Source organism: Schaalia meyeri, from assembly GCF_900105015.1.
GTDB classification, from domain to species: domain Bacteria; phylum Actinomycetota; class Actinomycetes; order Actinomycetales; family Actinomycetaceae; genus Pauljensenia; species Pauljensenia meyeri.
Map to the genome: position 1 here is coordinate 154,366 of NZ_FNLK01000015.1, position 18,092 is coordinate 172,457.

The following is an 18,092-nucleotide window of genomic DNA, read 5'->3' on the forward strand; positions in this document are numbered from 1 at the left end:
CCTAGCGGGTCGAGGCGGCCCCGGCCTCGTCGATTGAGGCGGTTCCAAACATGTCGACGATGTCCTTTTCGGTATTGACGACAGTTGACAGGCGGCGCACGCCCTCGCGGATCTCCTCGGGCGTCGGGTAGCAGAACGACAGGCGCATGTGGTTCGATCCTTGGCCGTCGTAGAAAAAGGCCGTGCCCGACACGTAGGCCACCTGAGCACGGACGGCGCGCGGCAGCATGGCCTTTGCGTTGAGGCCGTCGGGCAGGGTCACCCACGTGTAGAAGCCCCCGTCGGGGACCGTCCACGTGCACGAGGGCATGAACTCTTCCAGCGAGGCGAGCATGGCACGGCAGCGCTCGGCGTACATTGAGCGGAAGGACTTCACCTGGCCGTACCAGTCGTAGCTGCTCAAGTAGTCGGCGATCGTCATCTGGCCGACCATCGATGGGCACAGGATCGCGGACTCCAACGCCAGGACCAGCTTGGCGCGGATCGCGTGCGGCGCGTACGCCCAGCCGATGCGGAAGCCCGGCGCAAACATCTTGGAGAAGGAACCCAGATAGACAACGCCCTCGGGGCTGTACGAGGCGATGGCCGGCAGCGGGTCGCTGTGAAAGCCCAGCAGGCCGTAGGGGTTGTCCTCGACGATGAGGATGTGTTCGCGCAGGCAGATGTCCGCGATGATCGGGCGGCGCTGCGCGGAAAGGGTGACGCCGGCGGGATTGTGGTAGTTCGGGATGATGTAGATGAACTTGATCGTCCGGCCGCTGGCGCGCACGTCGCGAATGGTATCGACGAGGGCCTCGGGGATGATCCCGTCCTCGTCCATGGGCACGTGGACGACGTCGGCCTGGCGCGCACGGAAGACGCCGAGGGCGCCCACGTAGGAGGGCGCCTCCGCGAGAACGACGTCGCCGGGGTTGACGAATAGCTCGGTGACAATGTCGAGGGCCTGCTGGCTGCCCGTCGTGACGACCACATCGTCAGGGTCGGCGCCAACGATGCCGTCGTAGCCCATGACCTCGGTGATGCGTTCGCGCAGCACCTCCCAGCCCTGCCCGCTGCCGTATTGCATGGCCTTTGCCCCGTGGTTGCGGATGAGCTTCTCCGCGGAGGCGGCCAAGCTGTCCAGCGGCAGGTCCTTCAGGTTCGGCATTCCTCCCGCCAGTGAGACGACCTCGGGCCGAGAAACCACGGAAAAGAGCGCGCGGATCTCGGAGGCACGCAGGTTGTGGGCGCGGTCCGCGTAGACGTCATACCAGGGATCGAGTCGGTTACCGTGCGAGGGCGCCTTCCCGGATGAGGCCGGGGTCGCTCCGTGCGATGAGGGCTGAGTCAAGGGCGTGCCATCCTTTGTGTGAAGTCGCGTTATCCGTATAGGTCAAGTGTGCCACTTTCTGGGTCACGCGTGGTGTTGGGGTGGGGATGGGCAGATGTTTCACGTGAAACAATCGCGCCCGCGCCCCGCCTGATGCCCGGCCGTCGCCTGGCCTGTGTTGCTGTGGTATGGCTTCGTTGTGTGCCCGCGGGCGGGCAGGCCGCGAGATCGCCACCCGTGTCCGAGCTGGGAGGGATCGATTTCGAAGCCCGGCCAGGCCTGTGGCAGCCTGTATCGGGACGTGCTGTGTTGTGGGTGAAAACAGGTGACGAGTGCTTCGATCGTGCTACCATCAGAGGCAGCAAAGCCAGCCGTTGACCCTCCGCCGATATGGAGATGCCGATGACTGGCTTTTTATATGTCGAGGAGTAGCAACGTGGCTATTTTTACTGAACGAACGGCAATCCTTGTTGATGGTGGCTTCTACCGCATTCGTGCGCGGAATCTATTCGGTGACAAGAGCCCTGAAGAACGAGCAGACGAGCTCTTCGCCTATTGTTTGCGTCATCTCGACAAGGGGAAAACGCCGGATGACTCACCGAAATCTCCTCGGAACACTCCTTCTATCCACAAGCTCCGCCTGCGGTGCCACGGTGGGATAGCAGGGTAGGGGAGGTGTGCTTGTGGGTCGCGCCTCGTGAATGGACCATGCGCTCCTGGATAGGTTGGTATCCACGAGCACGGTTCCTGCCCAGTCACCAACTGACCATGACGACGACTCCCAGTTCACGAGCAGCGATCTCGCCGATACGCCACCCGTGTTCGGGCTGGTCCGGGTGCGCGCATGGCGCGTTGAAACCGGCGTCGCCCCTGCGCGGGTGAGAAGACTCAAACTGGGGACTTTGGGGCGTGCTGGGGTGGTGCCAGTTTCATACGTTTGCTGGTTTGCGCTCGCGGGGGTGGCGTGGGTGTCATGCGTGGGGCGGCGGTGCCGTGTTGGGGGTGGTGCCTGTACCGCGAGGCTGTGGAGGAATGGGAGCAGGTGGCAACAGCGTCTTTTCTGTCTCGAGGATGCAGATAGCTGACTGCGGATCGTGCCAGGGCTGGGGAGTGGGCGCGGAGGCGTGGGCGGTGAGCTGGCTGTCGTGCTTGGGTGTGGCCGGCGCTCGTTGGGGGTGAGTGCCAGTTGCTTGGGCGGGGATGCGTGTGAAAGGAGAAGTGGCGATCAGCATCTATATACAAGAAGTCCGCAGCCCCGTGGGGTCTGCGGACTTGCGTGCTACGTTGGCGGCGCCGGAAAAATCTCAGTGACGGTCGGTCTTACGGAAACGCTTCGTCTCGGCGAGCTCGTTGATCTGATCAATGTGGGCCTGGGCGACCATGATGTCGATGGTAGAGAACATGTTTTGCTCCTCCTGGGATTGTATCGTGGGTTGTATCCCTGTTTGACGAGGCCGGGGATCAACCGGCGGGCCTCGTACGCGGAGTGTGCCAACGCGGGTTGCGTCGGCGCGACCCTGCGTGTTTCAAACAAGAAAAGCGCCCGACGAGCTTGGCAGCTGTGTCAGGCGCTTGATGGTTATAGCCTATCCCTTTCAGTCCGGACAATCAACCGTGCGGACAGTAAGATGCATCGCACGAAAAACCAAGTGATTGCAAAGAAAAGTGGCCGTCTACACTAAGGTGAGCGGTGCGTGCGGGAGCGGCCACGCTGCGTCGTTGCGGTGCGGAGTATTCGGGCGATAAATAAGTTATTTCGCACCGTTTCTTTATTGTACGTAACAGTTCATCATGCGGGGCGGTCGGGTGGTGTCGGTCATGGATGTGGCGTGTGGTGAGGGGTCGATCGCGTGGTATCTCCACTTCGAGCAAGGTTTCGGGTGCTAGAACTTTGCAGCCCGGGGTGAGCAGGCATAGAATGATAACGATTCTCATTCAATACTCACGTGCGACGCACCTAGAGGACGAGTTCAATGAACCCCACGATGCACCGGAGCCCGGGCCGCCAAGCCGCCCGGGCCTTTGCCGCGATGGCCCTCGCGGCCACGTCTTTCCTGGTCCCCGGAGTGGCCCAGGCTGAGGGCGAGGCAACCGCAGGCCCCGATACGGCCACTCAAACAGAGGGCACCACCTTAGATGCCGCGACGGCCAACACGACGGAAGACAACGCCGCGGCAAACCCCGAAACACCCGCGGCCGAGCCGACCGCCATCACATCCTGCGAGGCTATGCGCGCCGCCCCCCAGGGCACCACCGCGACCCTCGACCGTGGACACGCGGACATCTTCGACCTGACCTCCGACGCAAGCGGAGCGCTCACACTGCGCATCAAAGAGGACGCGACCGGCAGCGGCGTTCTGCGCGAACCTGAACAGACCCTGCTGGCAGTCTCGAAATCAACCCTCACCCAGATCCCGACCGAAATCAGCAAGGCCACCGGAGCACCCAGCTCCGCCTACCTGCTCGGCCAGTCGGGCGACAACCAGGCGACGGTCCTGTGGCCCGGATGGGACACGCTGGGCATCACAGCTGGCGGCTACGACGCGGCACGCTTCCACGTCACCTACTCCGGCCCGCGCGACGGTCGCATCTACGCCTTCACCTCCGGCTTGAGCGGGAATGCGCAGGCGGTCACCGCCGACCACAGCTTCGACCTGGCCCCGGAAGGCGACGACATCGACCAGCCCTACCCCGCGCACAAGCACGTCAACTGGCTCTTCACGCGTGCCGGCCGCTACGTTCTCACCGTCCAGGCGGGCGCCTGGGCCAAGGGGGCCACCGGGGCACCAACCGCCCAGAGCGTCGCGCACACCTACACGATCGACGTGGCCGACGAGGCCTCGTGCGTCTCCGACGCCGCCCAGGGGCCCAACGCCAACCGGCCCGGCACCAACCCCTCCACCCCCGGCGCTAACCAGGGCGGGTCGAACTCGACCGCCGACCAGGGACAGGCTCAAAACACCGATTCCGGCGCAAGCGGTGGCGGCGCCACCGACAACCCCCCGAACACATCGGGCGGTGCCACGACCGGTGGCAAAACCCCCACCACTCAGACACCCCGAGGCTCGAGCGGCGGCGGCGCCGAACGCTGCGTCGCCACCCGCATCACCCGCGAGGCCACGGAAGCAGAGGCCGCCACCCTGGCCTCGTCGAAAGCACCCGCGAACACCGCCCGCACCAAGCTGACCTTCAGCGTCGGCGAGGGCGCCTCCGGAAACGCGACAGACGGACACTTCGACCTGGGGCCCGCGATCGAGAACGGAACCCTCGTCGCCCGCATCAAGGACGACCGCTCGCAGCCCGCCCAGTGGGTCGATCCCTCGTCCCTGACCTTCGCCCTCGGAGACGCCGCACGCATCAGCGCGCCCGCAGACCTTAGCTTCGTCGCCTCCGCCGGATCCAACGTCTGGCTCATCCCCTCCACCCAGATCGCGGGCGTCCCGTGGCTGGGCCTGAACTCCCAGCGCGAAGAAATCGTCACCGGCACCACCGGGGGCGTCCAATTCAGCCTCGACGCCGTCGAAGGACCCGGACGCGTCGCCGTCTTCAACGCGGGAGCACTGGGATCCGGCGTCGGCGAGCACGTCTTCGACGGCCCCGGCTCCACCTACACGCTCGGCGCCAACACGCACGCCCACCAGAACTGGGTGTTTACCGCGCCTGGAACCTACACGCTCACCATCTCCATGCGCGTCACCCCCAACGGCGCCGCCCTGTCCGGCAGCGGCTTCGGCAGCGGCGGGGAGCTCACCGCCACCGGTGCCCTGGGTCCGAACGGACGTCCCATGGTCTCCCAGGTCGTCGGCCGCACCGCATCCGGTAAAGACTGCGATCTGTCCCTGGCCACCACCGGCGCCGACACCATCCCCCTGGCCGTCGTGTCCCTCACGTGGGCCCTCACAGGCGCGGCCTGCGTGTGGGTGGGCGCCATCGGCCGCCGACGCCTCGAGCGTGCCAAGTCGTGACCTCCAATCAACGAGGCCCACGCACCACCGTCCCCCGCCGCCCCACCCGTGGGTGGCGGGGGAGTGGGTGTACGCTCGCGGCTACGACGTTAGCCCTGACAGCGACGCTGGCGGGGTGCGCGCCCGCACCCGACCCCGCCAGCGATGGGGAGCTACGCGTCGTCACCACGACCGGCATCCTCGCCGACCTCGTGCGAAGCGTCGCGGGCGAGCGCGCCCACGTCACCCAGATGGTGCCAGACGGAGCCGACCCACACTCGTGGGAACCCTCCCTGCGCACCATCCGTGACGTTGCCTACGCGGACGTCGCCTTCTCCAACTACCTCATGCTCGAAGAACACGCCCTCATCCGGGCCCTGGACTCCAACCTGCCCACCGGCTCCCAGTCCGTGTCCGTCGCCGAGGAAGCAGCAAAGAACGGGGCGACCATCCTGCCCCTCGTCGAAGACCGGGCCCTCGACACCCCCTGGCTGGGCATGCGCGTCTGGGGAGACGGAGCCGACCTGGGCGCTACCCGCGCCTCCCAGATCGACCTCACCGCCACCGGCGTTGACGGACCCGGCGAGGCCTCCGCCTACCTCACCACGTCCTTCGGCCAGCCCGAAATCGCCTTCGCATCCTCTGACGGCTTCGACGCCGCCACCGGATACGACGCCGACACCGCGCACCTGCCCGCCGACGCGCACCAGCACATGAGCTGGGCGTTCACCGCCCCAGGCGTCTACCGCGTCCACTTCCGCGCAAGCCTACGAACCACCCCCGGAGCCACACCCACCCCCGTCGGGGAAGGCACAGCGGTCTTCGCCGTCGGCACCCCACCCGAAGAGATCGCCGCCGCCGAAGGACGCCGCATCCTGCGCGGCGGACACGCCGACATCACCGTCAACCTCGCCACCAAACGCGTCGAACTCGCATCCGACGTCGGCGCGCTTTCCGTTGGCTCCTCCGGGGACCAAGAACACTCGGCCCCCTGCTCTCCGCAGGCGAACGCGGCAGGCGCCGGGGCCTCCACCATGGAATGCACCGACCTTGATCACGCCGTCATCGAAGTACCCACCCGGGCGCTCACCACGATTCCCGGCCAGGCCACGTTCCGATTCATCGGAGGGGCAGGCGCCAACGTTTACATGCTGCCCCAGGCGGTCCTCGGCAAACACGTGCACGGCGACATCGACCCCCACCTGTGGCACGACGTCCATAACGCGCAGGCCTACGTGAGGGTCATCCGCGACACCCTCACCCGCGTCGACCCGGGCGGTGAGGCCACCTACCGTACCAACGCCGCCACGTACCTCGCGCGCCTCGACGCACTCGATGCCTACGTCAGCGACACCATCAGCTCCATCCCCAAGGAAGCGCGCAAGCTCGTCACCACAAACGACGCGTACGGGTATCTGGCGAACGCCTACGGGCTCACCGTCGCAGGCTTCGTCGCACCCAATCCCAGCGTCGAACCATCCGTCGCCGACCGGATCAAACTCCAGGCGACCCTGGCAGATGCGAACATCCCCGCCGTGTTCCTGGAACCCAACCTGGCGCGCACCCGATCCACCCTGCGCACGGCCGCCACCGATGCCGGGGTCGACATCTGTCCGCTCTACGGTGACACCCTGGACGACCAAGCACCCACCTACATCGACATGATGCAACACAACGCCCGCTCACTGGCACGCTGCCTGGGCGGCAAGGAGATGCCATGAACGCTGACATTGTTTCCTCTTTCGTCCGCCGTCTCGGTGCCCTGGGGGCGGCGGCCCGCCCGCGAGACTCGGCGACCGAGCTGCGCTCTGCGCCGCGTCTCGAAGCCCGGCCGGGCCCTGCCGCCACCCCCAGGGCTAAACGGCGTCCGATTGCTGTCTCCGGTCGGGCCCTGCGGCTGCCTCGTGCCGCGTTGGCCTCAGGCTTTGCTGCCGAGCTCAGCCGGGTCCTGCCGTCAGCGTCGGGGCCCCGCGTTCGTGCCATGCGCGTGGTGCGCTGGCCCATCGCTGCCCTGCTGTGCGCGCTTGCCTGTGTGATCGGCGCGCCCGTGGCCCTCGCCGACCCCACCGACCCCGACCTGGCCCAGAGCGTCGCCGCCCACGAAGAATGGTCGGCCGAGCCCGCCGAGATCGGCGTCGGGCACCTCGACCTCGGGCCTCGCCTGATCGACGGGCAATGGCGGGCCGGCCTGCGCCACGACGACGCCGGACGCGGCGTCTGGCACGACCCGAACCAGACGGTGCTGCGAGTATCCGACTCGGCCATCATGACCGCGCCCGACTCGGCCGACTACCCGTTCCTGGCCGACGTGGCCGGCAAGCCCGTGCACGTGATCCCCCAGACGCAGAACCCGAACGTGGTCTGGCTCGGCTGGAACACCCAGGACCCGGCCGTCACCGCCACCATCGACCGCGGCCTCACCATGCGCGTCGGCCCCGTCAGTGGTCCCGGCCGCGCCTGGCTGTTCCTGCAGTCCGGCACCTTCGGCAAGCCCCTGCTGCTGGCCGACTCCGGCGCGGCTCCCGGCGACGTGTGGATCGACTCCGGCACCCACGTGCACGCCAACTGGGCGTTCTCCGCCCCCGGCACCTACACGGCCACCGTCACGTTCTCGGGCACCACCACCTCCGGCGAGGCCGTGAGCGCCTCCACCACCCTGCGCTTCGCCGTCGGCGACTCCGCTTCCGCTTCCGAGGCCTTCGCGATGGCCCCGCCCACCGATAAGGCCGCCGCGTCCCCGTCCAAGGGGGGCGCCTCCGGCAAGCCTTCAGCCCAGCGCTCCTCCGGCGAGGCTGCCGCCGACGGCTCCGCCTCCGAAGGCGGCCTGCCCGACTGGGCGTTCCTCGCCCTTATCGGCGCGGTGATCGTCTCCGTTGCGTTCATCGCCGCCCTTGTCGTGGCTCGCGCACGCAGCAGCCGTGCCGAACAGGCCGCCGCCATCGCCGAGGCCGACTCCGCTTCGTCGGCCGCCGACCCGGGCGCTGCCTCGACTGCGGATGAGAGCTCAGGCGCGGGCAAGAGTGCTGCCTCGACCGCGGGCGATGGCTCGGACGAGGGCTCAGCTTCGGACGGCCCGGCCAGCGGGGGAGGGGAGAGGTGAGCCAGCTTCGCGTCACCTCTGTGGGCGCATCCCTGGGCGGGCGCAGCGTCCTTGAGGGCGTCGACCTGGAGGTCGAGGCGGGGGAACTCGTCGGCCTCATCGGACCCAACGGCGCTGGGAAAACCACACTGATCCGCGCGATCCTGGGCCTGATCCCGTCGACCGGGCGCGTCGAAACCGACGGTGCGATCGGGTACGTGCCGCAGCGCCACGAATTCGCGTGGGACTTCCCGATCAGCGTGCGTGGCGCCGTCCTGCAGGCCGTCACGGTCAGGCAGGGACTGATGCGAAGGCCCCGCACCCCGCACTTTCGGGCCGTCGAGGAGGCCCTGGGCCTCGTCGGCATGCGCGACCTCGCGGGTCGGCCCATCGGGGAGCTCTCTGGCGGACAACGCCAGCGTGTGCTCGTCGCCCGGGCGCTCGCCATCCGGCCCGCTGTGCTGCTGCTCGACGAACCCTTTACGGGCCTCGACATGCCCACCCAGGAGATGCTCATGGACCTGTTCCGCTCCCTCGCTAACGGGGGCCGCGCCCTGCTCATGACCACCCACGACCTGATTGGCGCCCGCGCCGGATGCGACCGCCTGTACCTGCTGCGGCGCACAATCATCGCCTCGGGCACGCCCGGCTCTCTCACCGACGCAGACCCGTGGATCCGCGCCTTCGACGTGCGCTCCGACAACCCCATCCTCGACGCCCTGGGAGTGCGCGCATGAACACCGTCATCCACGCCGCCGGCCACGGCCTGGTCGCGACCACCGACTTCCTCAGCCCCCTGGACTTCTTCCGCGACCTGATGAACCCGGCGCTCGCGTTCCTGCCGCGCGCGCTGCTGATCGCCGTCGTCGCCGCCCTCGTGTGCGGCAGCGTCGGCGTGCACGTCGTCCTGCGCGGCATGGCCTTCATCGGCGACGCCGTCGCGCACTCCGTGTTCCCCGGCCTGGCGATCGCGTTCGTGTGCGGCGGGTCCCTGGTGCTCGGCGGGGCTCTCGCGGGCGTCGTGACCGCCGTGCTCGTGGCGCTGCTCGCGCAGAACCGGAGGCTCAAGGAGGACTCCGTCATCGGCGTGCTCTTCGTCGGCGCGTTCGCCCTCGGCATCGCGATCATCGCGCGCGCGCCGGGGTACGCGGGCAGCCTGCAGGACTTCCTTTTCGGGTCGATCACGGGCATCCCCGCCTCCGACGTGCCCGTCGTGCTGGCTGGGGCTGCGCTCGTATTGCTCATGCTGTTCCTCGCTCACCGGCCCATCGTCGCGGTGACGCTGGACCGCGAGAGCGCCCGGGCGGCGGGCGTGCGCGTGCTCGCCGCGGACCTGTCCCTGTACGTCGCCGTGGCGCTCGCCGTCGTGATCTCCGTGCAGACGATCGGAAACGTGCTGGTCCTCGCGCTGCTCGTCACTCCCGCGGCCACCGCGCGACTGCTGTGCGATCGGCTGGGCACCATGATGGTTCTGTCGCCCGTTTTGGGGGCCGGCGGGGGCCTGGTGGGCCTGTACCTGTCGTGGGCGCTGGACGTGCCCACGGGCGCCACGATCGTCCTGGTGCTCACGGCGTGCTTCGTGCTCGCCTGGCTCTTCGCGCCGAGGCACGGCCTCCTCGCGCGGACCCTTCGCGAGAGGCGGGGATGACGCCCTTGTGAGGGCTTCCGGCTGCGCTTGCGCTCGCGGAGGCGTCTCGCCCGTGGGGGTGTCTCGCTCGCGGGGGTGTCTCGCTCGCGGGGGTGTCTCGCTCGCGGGGGTGTCTTCCGGGGAACCCCGACGCGATCCCCGGCCGGCCACTGCGCTTGCGCTCGCCGGGTGTCTGGGTCCGGGCGCGTGTGCGTGCTTGTAAGCGTGTGTGCGCTTGCGGCTCGTGAAGCCCTGTTTCCCTGCCGGTATCGCCGATCGTCGGCGAGTGTTTCACGTGAAACACTCGTGCGGTGGACGTGGGGGTGGCGGTGTCCCGTGGCGTGCGCGTCGGCTCCGGCCCTGCGCTTCCCGGCGTCTTCCCATGATGTTGTCTGCCTCTTCTATGAGCTTCTATGGGGTTGATGAAGAGTTCTATGAGATACAAGTGGGGTTCTATGAGATAGAAACCGGGGTCTATGAGATAGAAACCGGGGTCTATGAGATAGAAACCGGGGTCTATGAGATAGAAACCGAGTTCTATTATCAACGATCTTGATGACCTGCTGGGCGCCCTGGCTGTGCTTGAGCTGCGCGGTGGCGATACCACGTCGATCGAAGCGAAGACCTTTTCGGAATACACGCCGGAGCAGCTGGGGCCGACGTTGGGCTCGTTCGCGAACAAGCCGGGCGGAGGCGTGATCCTGCTGGGCGTGTCGGAGCGGGATGGGATCAACGTCGTCGGCGTCGATGACGTTGATGGCCTGTTGAAGAGAGCGGCTAACCAGGCGAGGAATGGTTTCAGCGCGCCGATCAGGGTAGATGTGCGTGCCTTTGATCTGGACGGCAAAGCGATCGGGGTCGTTAACGTTGAGGGCGCTAATGTGAACGAGAAGCCCGTGCGCTGGTTGAAGGATAAGAAAGCGTATCTACGCCAGTACGACGGGGACTATCAGATGGCGGTATCGGAGGAGCAGATGCTCCTGCTGCGCCATCGTCGACCAACTGCAGACGCGGACCCGGTGCGTGGCAGTTCGCCCCGCGATCTCGACCAGACCCTGGTGTCCCAGTACTTGGCATCCGCTCGTGAAACTACGTCGCGTCTCGCCGACTATAGCGACGAGGAGGTTCTTTACAACACGGGCGTTGTTGCGGATCGCCAGAGCGGAGAGTTGTCGGTTGCCGGTCTGTATGCGCTGGGCGAGTATCCGCAGCGTCTTCTCCCGCACCTGACACTCACGGCAGCGGTTGAGGGGAGTGGGGATGTGAGGGCGGTGAATCGGCGTGATTTTACGGGCGCGTTGCCGGTCATACTGGACGATGTCTTGGAGTGGGTCAGAGGGAACGTGGAGTCGAGGCAGCTTGTCACTCGTGACGGAGATGGTCTGACGGAGTATGCGGTGCCGCTGCTGGCCGCCCGCGAGGTCAGCGCGAACGCGCTGGTTCACCGTGATCTTTCCGAGGCGTCGCGGGGAAAAGGTATTGATCTGAGGATCACCCGAGATGGGTTTCGTTTGACGAATCCCGGTGGCCTGTGGGGAATCACGGTTGACCGACTGGGTTGTGGTGACCACCCCGCGGTGAATGAACGACTCTACGGGATCTGCAGGAATGTGCATGGTCGCAGCGGGCGGGTGATCGAGGCGATGGGTACCGGGATCAGGGAGGTTCGCCGGTCGTTGCGCGAGGCTGGGATGGCGGAGCCACGTTTCTACGATAATGGGGTGTCGTTTACGGTCCGTTTCCCGAATTCGGCGCTGATTCCTGACGGTGACCTGGCGTGGCTCGGCGGGCTTGGACGGGACGTGGCGGTTGAGCTGAATCGGCGCCAGAAGGAGGCGCTGGTCGAGATGCGCCACGGGCGCACGTGGAGCAATGGAGAATATAGGGAGCACTTTGGTGTGACTGCTGAGGAAGCGCGCTCAGATTTGCGTGATCTCGTGTCGCGAGGCCTGGCAATCTCCACGGGTCAGCGTCGCTGGGTGCGCTACGAGCTTGCTGGGGAATAGCTGTTGCGCGGGGTAGTCCGTCTTTTCGGAGAGCCTGGCGGCCGCTGGCGGTTGTGGGTGGCGTGGCTCGTTGGCTTTAGGCGTTGTCTGGCTTTCTCAACACGATTCCCACAATGATGAAGGAATGGTCGTCTTGTTCCGACAAGAAGAGGCCAAGTGTCAAGTTTTCTTCCTCTTGTGTTCCGTCACTCTCTTTGGAACGTACAGTCGAGTATTCGTGTGGGCTCTCACCTGAACGTGCTGGTAGGCTTATCGCATGCTTCTCTGACATTGACAGAAAGATGCAGATGCCGACGGTGTTGTCGGAGCGTTTGTAGCAGGGGTATACCTCATCGGTCGCGAGGTATGTGTATTCAAGTGGTTTGATGACTACTTCGTGTTCGTGAAATACTTGCATGTCTTCCGCGAAACGGTCGCAGAAATCGCCGTCTTGGCATAGCTGCATGAGTTCTTCCGTGTCGCCGGTGTTGAATGCGTATGCCCACAGGTCGAGGAATCGCTGCGCGGTTGCTTCTACGCCTTCCTTTCCGCCCGCGTAGAGGTTGGGTGGGGGAGTGGGCTTGGGGATGCTGACGGGTGTGGGGGTGGCGGACTGGGGAGCGTTGTCGGATTGGGTATAGGCATCGGACTGGGCCGACTGCGAGGATGCGGCGGCTTCGGCGTTTGCTGGCGTGTGTCCTGTGAACAGGCGGAATCCGAGGACAGAGCCGACCGCGACGATGGCCGTTGCGACGGTGCCAACGATCCACGGAGTGAGGCTGGTGAGGCGTGTTTGTTGGGTGGTCATCGGCTATCCCTCTCTCAGTGGCCTTGTTTTTCTTCTGAGGTGTCGGTGTTGTTGATGATGAGGTGGTCGAGGCGGAAGGGGTCGGTTGTTTCGGTGGTGGTGACGAGGCCGTTGATGGTTTGGGTTTCTCCGGTGAAGGGGTTGGTGGCCGTGCCGCTCCATGTTGTGGTCAGGGTGATGGTGCGTGTGGCCCGAGGGTAGGGGCCGTCGAGGAAGGACTTCCACCCGCCCGGTGCGGTGTAGTAGTGGCGTATCAGGGTCGGGTCGGTATTGGGGTCCATGCCCCTCACCCACGCCGCCCCCGGCGAAGACGTCACCGTGTTGGGTGTGTCGTCTCCCCAGTCCCACGTGTACTCCTGAGCGGTGAGGGTCACGGTGACATCGCGGCCCAGCAGGGTGACTGTGTGGGTTTGGGTAGGGTGACGAGGGTGGGGATACGCCGGTTCGTGTAGGACACCCCATCGGGACGCTTACGCAAACCCGCCCCATCAGCGTGGATCGTGGCAGCCGCATAGTAGAGGATCTCCCGTGTCGTAGGCACTGCTCCTGCAGACTCGGGCGTCCCACTCCGAGTGATGTGCGCGCACGCGAAAGGCGCCGACTCTGTCCCATCGGGCAACGTGACCGTGTGCATCGTCTTCCCATCACACTTGTCATCCGCCGCATACACCTGCGCCTCAGGCGAAGCGCTGGCATCCGCCGTCGTCCGACTTCTATCGTCTGACGCCGTCTAGCCGCTAGAGGACTCCTGGTTAGCTGCTTCCTGTGCCGCCGCAGAGGCTACCGACTTAACCGTGGAGCCGTCACCGTCGACTTGAAAGTGCGGAGAATCCAAAGGAATCCCATCATCGGCGACGGCGCCTGGCGTAGCAAGCCCCACGAGAAGGCTAACAACCTGCAACGTCGAAACAACTGCGATTGAGGGCTTTATTCTAGGCATCGGGCTTCACCGCGGTTCCTTCAGTTACGATCCACCTGTTGTCCCGCCACGTCATAAGTAATGCGACAACCGTTTGATAGTCCGAACCACTGGTCGTGATCTTCTGCCCCCGGCAGGTCGTGCCGTCAGATGAAGTGGTAAGGAAAGTGACAGAAATCGTATTGGGCGGCACGTCAGTATCAGTGGCGTCGACAGGGTCGACGCGGAGAATACGATCAATCGTTGAACGGTTATCGTATGTCCATCCACTTGAGTATGTGTCTCGTATCTTGGAAGCCAGCTTCTGGTGGAAATCGTCTCCGCTATCTGACATATCCATGAACGGTGTGGTGTTTCCTGTGTTCCATGCGTAGACCAGGAGGGCGAGGTAGTGTTCGGCTGCGGCTTCTGCTCCTCGTTCGGTGTTTTCTGTGGCGGCCTGGGGGAGTTCGGGCAGGGTGTAGGTGGAGGCGGCGTGTTCGGCGGGGCGTACCAGGACGCCGTCGGGGCCGATCTGGTAGCCGCCCGGCATCGCCGCCTCACCCGACGCGCTCGGCGTCGGCGTGGGCGTGGGGGCCCGGCCCGACATGGCGGACCGCGTGGGAATAGCGGTGGGGTTCTCGCCCCAGGCGCGCCACCAGCCCTCGGCGACACCGTTGATGTAGACGGCGTAGCAGCCCGCGACGATCAACAAGACGACGGCGATGCGGATACCCCAGTCCACCGGATCAGCACGCAGCCAGGCCACGCCCCCACCCGGGCCCCCACCGCCGAAGGCGGCACCCCCACTCTGACTGCCGCTGTCGAAGGTGGCGTCCCCCTCGCCGGACTGGCTTGTCCCGCTGCTGCGCCCACCGCCGCGCACACGCGGGACCCAGGCCCAGTCCGGCCGCCATCTCCTCGGGCCGATGAAACGCCGACCGAAGAGGCCTCGTCGGGGTTGAATGGAGCGCAGGAAGGCCTCTTCCTCCTCCTGGCTCACGGGTCGCTCGGACAGGGGTGGTATCTCCATGGCGTGTGCCCTCCACACTGAGGTCTCCTCCAACGCTCCCCCACCACCGGGACCGCGCCCTTACACACCACCATACGCCAAGAACCGACACGAAACAATAAGAATACACTGTAACCGTCATGCAACTATTCGCAACACGTCTGCGCGTATGTGCGTCGAGGTGGAGGTCCTCACCCCGATCGCGGCTGCCTTGTCGCTGAGCAGCGGGTACAAGGAATTTGGTGTGACGCGCGTACGCAGATGTAGATGGGCCGCCTTACTCTCTGCTTGACAGCCAGGGGCTGTCGATGGTGACAACGACCTATACGAAAGGAAAGACTGTGTTATGCCAGTTAAGCTTGCTGCCTCTTGCTATAGGGCATCATCGGGTGTTCTCGCGATTATCGCAGTGAGTAGTCCAATGAGCGCAGGAATCGATGCGGTGGTGGTTGCCTCGCCGCTGATGCGCCAGGAGAGCCGACTTTTTTGCGGCCCGATGATCTGATGTATCGATGAGGCGCGCATTGGTCCAATAATGGTTTTGATTTGGGGTGAGCGATCCACACGGTCGGTCATCAGCTGCTGATTCATGGTAGTGGCGTCCGAGTATTCTATGTGCAGTGCCATACGTCCTGGGAACGAAGAGGCCTAGTGCCTCGGTCGGCACCCTCCTCTTGTGGGTGGTAGCGTCGCCGTGACGCGGACGCTGTCACGCTGCAAGTTCACCTCAGAATGAACAAATGAGCGGTGTGCCAGAAGTATGAGCCACGCGAAGTTTGTCGCGCCTCGACGAACAACCATGCATTATAGTGCTACAGTGGCGGCTTCCTCAAGCAGGATGCGGACCTTGACGCTCACCATCCGGCCGAAGGCCGCAACCCTAAGATTAATAACGTTTGAGTTTGAGAGGGCTTGAGACATGGTTCCTAAAGGGCACAAGAATCGCTCCATCAAACGCCTCCATCTCGACCTGCGAAATCCTCGCCTGGGCCGTCCCGCAGTAAAGAACGAGGCAGAGGCCACGAGTCGGCTACTGAGGGAATTCGGGCCAAAGATCGTTGCCTTGGCGAAAAGTATCGCCGAACACGGTCTTAATCCCACCGAGTCTTGGGCAATCGTCCAAGAAGAGGGCAAGTACGTTGTCCTCGAAGGCAACCGACGCCTCGTCGCCTGCCGTCTCCTCGACAACCCCAGCAAGGCCCCCGACCCGCAGACAGTTGCAACCTTCGAGCGCATCAAACGAGGAGTCCGCACCACTAGCTCCTATCTGAACCCCAGCTGCGTAGAGTTCGAGCACCGCGCCGACGCCCGCTACTGGATCCACCTCAAGCACCATGGCGCAGGCAGCGGTGAAGGCACCGCCGCTTGGGGCCCAGAGATGGTCTACCTCGACCAGGTCAACAGCGGCAGCGCTCCTGTGGAGTGGAAGGAGTTCTGGTACTGGCTGGAGGAGACCTACCAGCACGACCGCCCACTGGTCGACCTCATCGACCAGGCCCGACGCGAGCAGTACACCCTCATGGACCGCGTCTACACCTGGAAGGTCAAAGAGCTCCTCGGCGCCAGCTTCACCCAGCCCGGCCAGATCAACGTCAACGTCGACACCGAGAAGATCAAGCCGTTCATCCATGAACTCATCACCGGGATGCTTACACCTCAACCTAAGGATCCCAAAGCGCCCGGCGCTGCCGACATTCTCGTCATTTCCTCCCGCACTCTCAACAGCAGAGATGTCGCCAAGGAGATAATTGAGAAGGTGTGGACGGAAACCGTTGGAGAGGCCGACGTCACTCCCGCAATAGACATTGATACAGCCAAACCTTCGGGGGACACGGCAGATGCCGCGCCGACACCAGACTCTTCCACTCCAGATAATGATGCTGCGAAAAGGGATCCGGGCGAGGATCCGGATCCTCACCCGAAAAACGACTCCCGATCCCGCCATCCCAAGCCCCGCAAGAGCGAGACCCACCTCTACAATGGCGTACGGTGCACCCGCATGCCCGACCGACTCCGGAAGCTGATAAAGGAGTGCGGCGAGCTAGAGATCAGTAAGCATCCTGAGATTGCGTCAGTCACGGCGCGCGTCGTGGTCGAGCTCGCCGCCGATGCACTCATCGACCACCAGAAGCTCAGGCCGAAAGGCAAGCAGCTCACTGACAAACTTGCCGCTGTCTTGCGTCACCTCGACCCTCTCCTGGACTCCAAGAACCCCACCCGCCTAGAGCTAGCTGGAACCTGGGCGGCAGTACGCACCGACACCGCTGACGGACACTTCGTCCGCGACCTCCACAACTGTGTGCACTCTTACCAGTTCACGGCCGCGACCGAGATAGCCAAACGAGCAAACGCCCTGTTCACGCCCCTGCTCAACGCCATCAACACCGACCTCGCCAAGCCGCCCGCTAGTGCGGTGGCCACGAGCAAGAAAAACGGGCAGGCTTGATCCGTGAGGTATCTGTCCCCCCTGCGCTACCCTGGTGGCAAAGCCCGCCTGGCCCCCTTCTTCGCCCGCTTGATCCGCGCCCAGATCCCCGCCCCGACCCACTACGCCGAGCCCTACGCAGGAGGTGCCGGCGCCGCCCTACGACTCTTGACCGACGGCGCCGTTGACCACATCCACATCAACGATATCAATGTTGGCGTTGCCGCGTTCTGGCGCACCATCACCGCCCCCGACGGCGCCAACGCGTTCTGTCAGCTCATCAACAACACCCTCGTCACCGTTGAGCAGTGGAACCACCAGAGAGCCATCTACCAGGCCGGTAAGGGAGACGACCTCGCCCTCGGCTTCGCCACTTTTTACCTCAACCGCACCAACCGCTCCGGCATCCTCGACGCGGGCCCCATCGGCGGGTTCGAACAGGTCGGCAAATGGAAGATTGATGCCCGCTACAACAAGTCGGCGCTTATCGAGAGGGTCAAACACGTTGCCGCCCTGGGCGACCGCATCCACGTCACCCAGCTCGACGGCCTCGACTTCCTCACCACAATGGAAGCCCACGCCACGGACGTCCTCGTCTATGCGGACCCGCCCTACGTCGAGCAAGGAGGAAGGCTCTATCTCCACGCCTTCAATGGCGACGACCATAAGGCTCTAGCCGAAAAACTACAGGCTGCGAAGTACCCATGGTTGTTGACCTACGACGATCAAAGGATTGTCTGGGACAACCTCTACGATGCCGCCCGCTGCGCCCGCTTTGATATTGCGCATACAGCTGCTATCCAGCATGTCGGCAAGGAGACCATTGTCTATGGCCCAACCCTCACAGTTCCCACAGATGTAGAGATTACCCCTGGAGTCAGTCCAACTTGGATTGAGAGGTCGCGCCACTAGGAGGAGACATGGGCACCACAGCCAGCCGGATTCGCTGGTCCCCGGGTGCTTGTGATCCGCGTGGTCGGCACCCGGGGTGCGGCGCGCAGGAAC

At 64.8% G+C, this 18,092-nt stretch carries 12 protein-coding genes and 1 pseudogene; 8 read left to right on the forward strand and 5 right to left on the reverse strand.

The features are described 5' to 3' along the window. Nucleotide 1: 1 nt before the first annotated feature. Nucleotides 2-1,330 carry an aminotransferase-like domain-containing protein gene (locus tag BLT68_RS08820; protein WP_074633725.1) on the reverse strand — a complete coding sequence of 443 codons (1,329 nt, stop codon included), beginning with the start codon at nucleotides 1,328-1,330 and terminating at the stop codon, nucleotides 2-4. A 1,952-nt stretch (nucleotides 1,331-3,282) separates the two neighbouring features. On the opposite strand from BLT68_RS08820, the gene BLT68_RS08835 reads away from it, so the two are divergent. From BLT68_RS08835 to BLT68_RS08860, 6 genes are all read left to right on the forward strand, one after another. Further along, nucleotides 3,283-5,274: a TIGR03773 family transporter-associated surface protein gene (locus tag BLT68_RS08835; protein WP_074633727.1), complete on the forward strand. Its 1,992-nt coding sequence runs from the start codon at nucleotides 3,283-3,285 to the stop codon at nucleotides 5,272-5,274. A 95-nt stretch (nucleotides 5,275-5,369) separates the two neighbouring features. Beyond that, the gene (locus tag BLT68_RS08840) at nucleotides 5,370-6,974 is read left to right on the forward strand and encodes an anchored repeat ABC transporter, substrate-binding protein (RefSeq protein WP_074633760.1); all 1,605 of its coding nucleotides are present in this window, start codon (nucleotides 5,370-5,372) and stop codon (nucleotides 6,972-6,974) included. After that, the gene (locus BLT68_RS08845) at nucleotides 6,971-8,353 is read left to right on the forward strand and encodes a choice-of-anchor M domain-containing protein (RefSeq protein ID WP_232618733.1); all 1,383 of its coding nucleotides are present in this window, start codon (nucleotides 6,971-6,973) and stop codon (nucleotides 8,351-8,353) included. The genes BLT68_RS08840 and BLT68_RS08845 overlap by 4 nt, the downstream gene beginning before the upstream one ends. Continuing rightward, the gene (locus tag BLT68_RS08850; protein ID WP_074633728.1) at nucleotides 8,350-9,069 is read left to right on the forward strand and encodes an anchored repeat-type ABC transporter ATP-binding subunit; all 720 of its coding nucleotides are present in this window, start codon (nucleotides 8,350-8,352) and stop codon (nucleotides 9,067-9,069) included. Before BLT68_RS08845 ends, BLT68_RS08850 begins: the two co-directional genes overlap by 4 nt. Beyond that, complete coding sequence (locus BLT68_RS08855) at nucleotides 9,066-9,980, forward strand: anchored repeat-type ABC transporter permease subunit (RefSeq protein ID WP_074633730.1); 915 nt, start codon at nucleotides 9,066-9,068, stop codon at nucleotides 9,978-9,980. The genes BLT68_RS08850 and BLT68_RS08855 overlap by 4 nt, the downstream gene beginning before the upstream one ends. A gap of 557 nt (nucleotides 9,981-10,537) precedes the next feature. After that, nucleotides 10,538-11,965, forward strand: coding sequence for an ATP-binding protein (locus BLT68_RS08860; RefSeq protein WP_232618732.1), 1,428 nt, complete (start codon nucleotides 10,538-10,540; stop codon nucleotides 11,963-11,965). 76 nt (nucleotides 11,966-12,041) lie between these two features. On the opposite strand, the gene BLT68_RS08865 is transcribed toward BLT68_RS08860, so the two are convergent. From BLT68_RS08865 to BLT68_RS09280, 4 genes and pseudogenes are all read right to left on the reverse strand, one after another. Continuing rightward, the gene (locus BLT68_RS08865; RefSeq protein WP_074633732.1) at nucleotides 12,042-12,752 is read right to left on the reverse strand and encodes a DUF6318 family protein; all 711 of its coding nucleotides are present in this window, start codon (nucleotides 12,750-12,752) and stop codon (nucleotides 12,042-12,044) included. Nucleotides 12,753-12,766: 14 nt separating this feature from the next. Then, a pseudogene (locus BLT68_RS09555) lies at nucleotides 12,767-13,422 on the reverse strand (hypothetical protein). A 262-nt stretch (nucleotides 13,423-13,684) separates the two neighbouring features. Then, nucleotides 13,685-14,683, reverse strand: a complete 999-nt coding sequence (locus BLT68_RS08875) for a DUF6318 family protein (RefSeq protein WP_074633733.1) — start codon at nucleotides 14,681-14,683, stop codon at nucleotides 13,685-13,687. 351 nt (nucleotides 14,684-15,034) lie between these two features. After that, nucleotides 15,035-15,253, reverse strand: coding sequence for a hypothetical protein (locus tag BLT68_RS09280; RefSeq protein ID WP_165603255.1), 219 nt, complete (start codon nucleotides 15,251-15,253; stop codon nucleotides 15,035-15,037). A 472-nt stretch (nucleotides 15,254-15,725) separates the two neighbouring features. Here BLT68_RS09280 and BLT68_RS08880 point away from each other — a divergent pair, with 472 nt between their 5' ends. After that, the gene (locus tag BLT68_RS08880) at nucleotides 15,726-17,108 is read left to right on the forward strand and encodes a ParB N-terminal domain-containing protein (RefSeq protein ID WP_131800104.1); all 1,383 of its coding nucleotides are present in this window, start codon (nucleotides 15,726-15,728) and stop codon (nucleotides 17,106-17,108) included. A gap of 3 nt (nucleotides 17,109-17,111) precedes the next feature. Then, a complete protein-coding gene (locus BLT68_RS08885; RefSeq protein WP_074633736.1) occupies nucleotides 17,112-17,999 on the forward strand; it encodes a DNA adenine methylase in 888 nt (295 codons plus the stop codon). Nucleotides 18,000-18,092 lie beyond the last annotated feature (93 nt).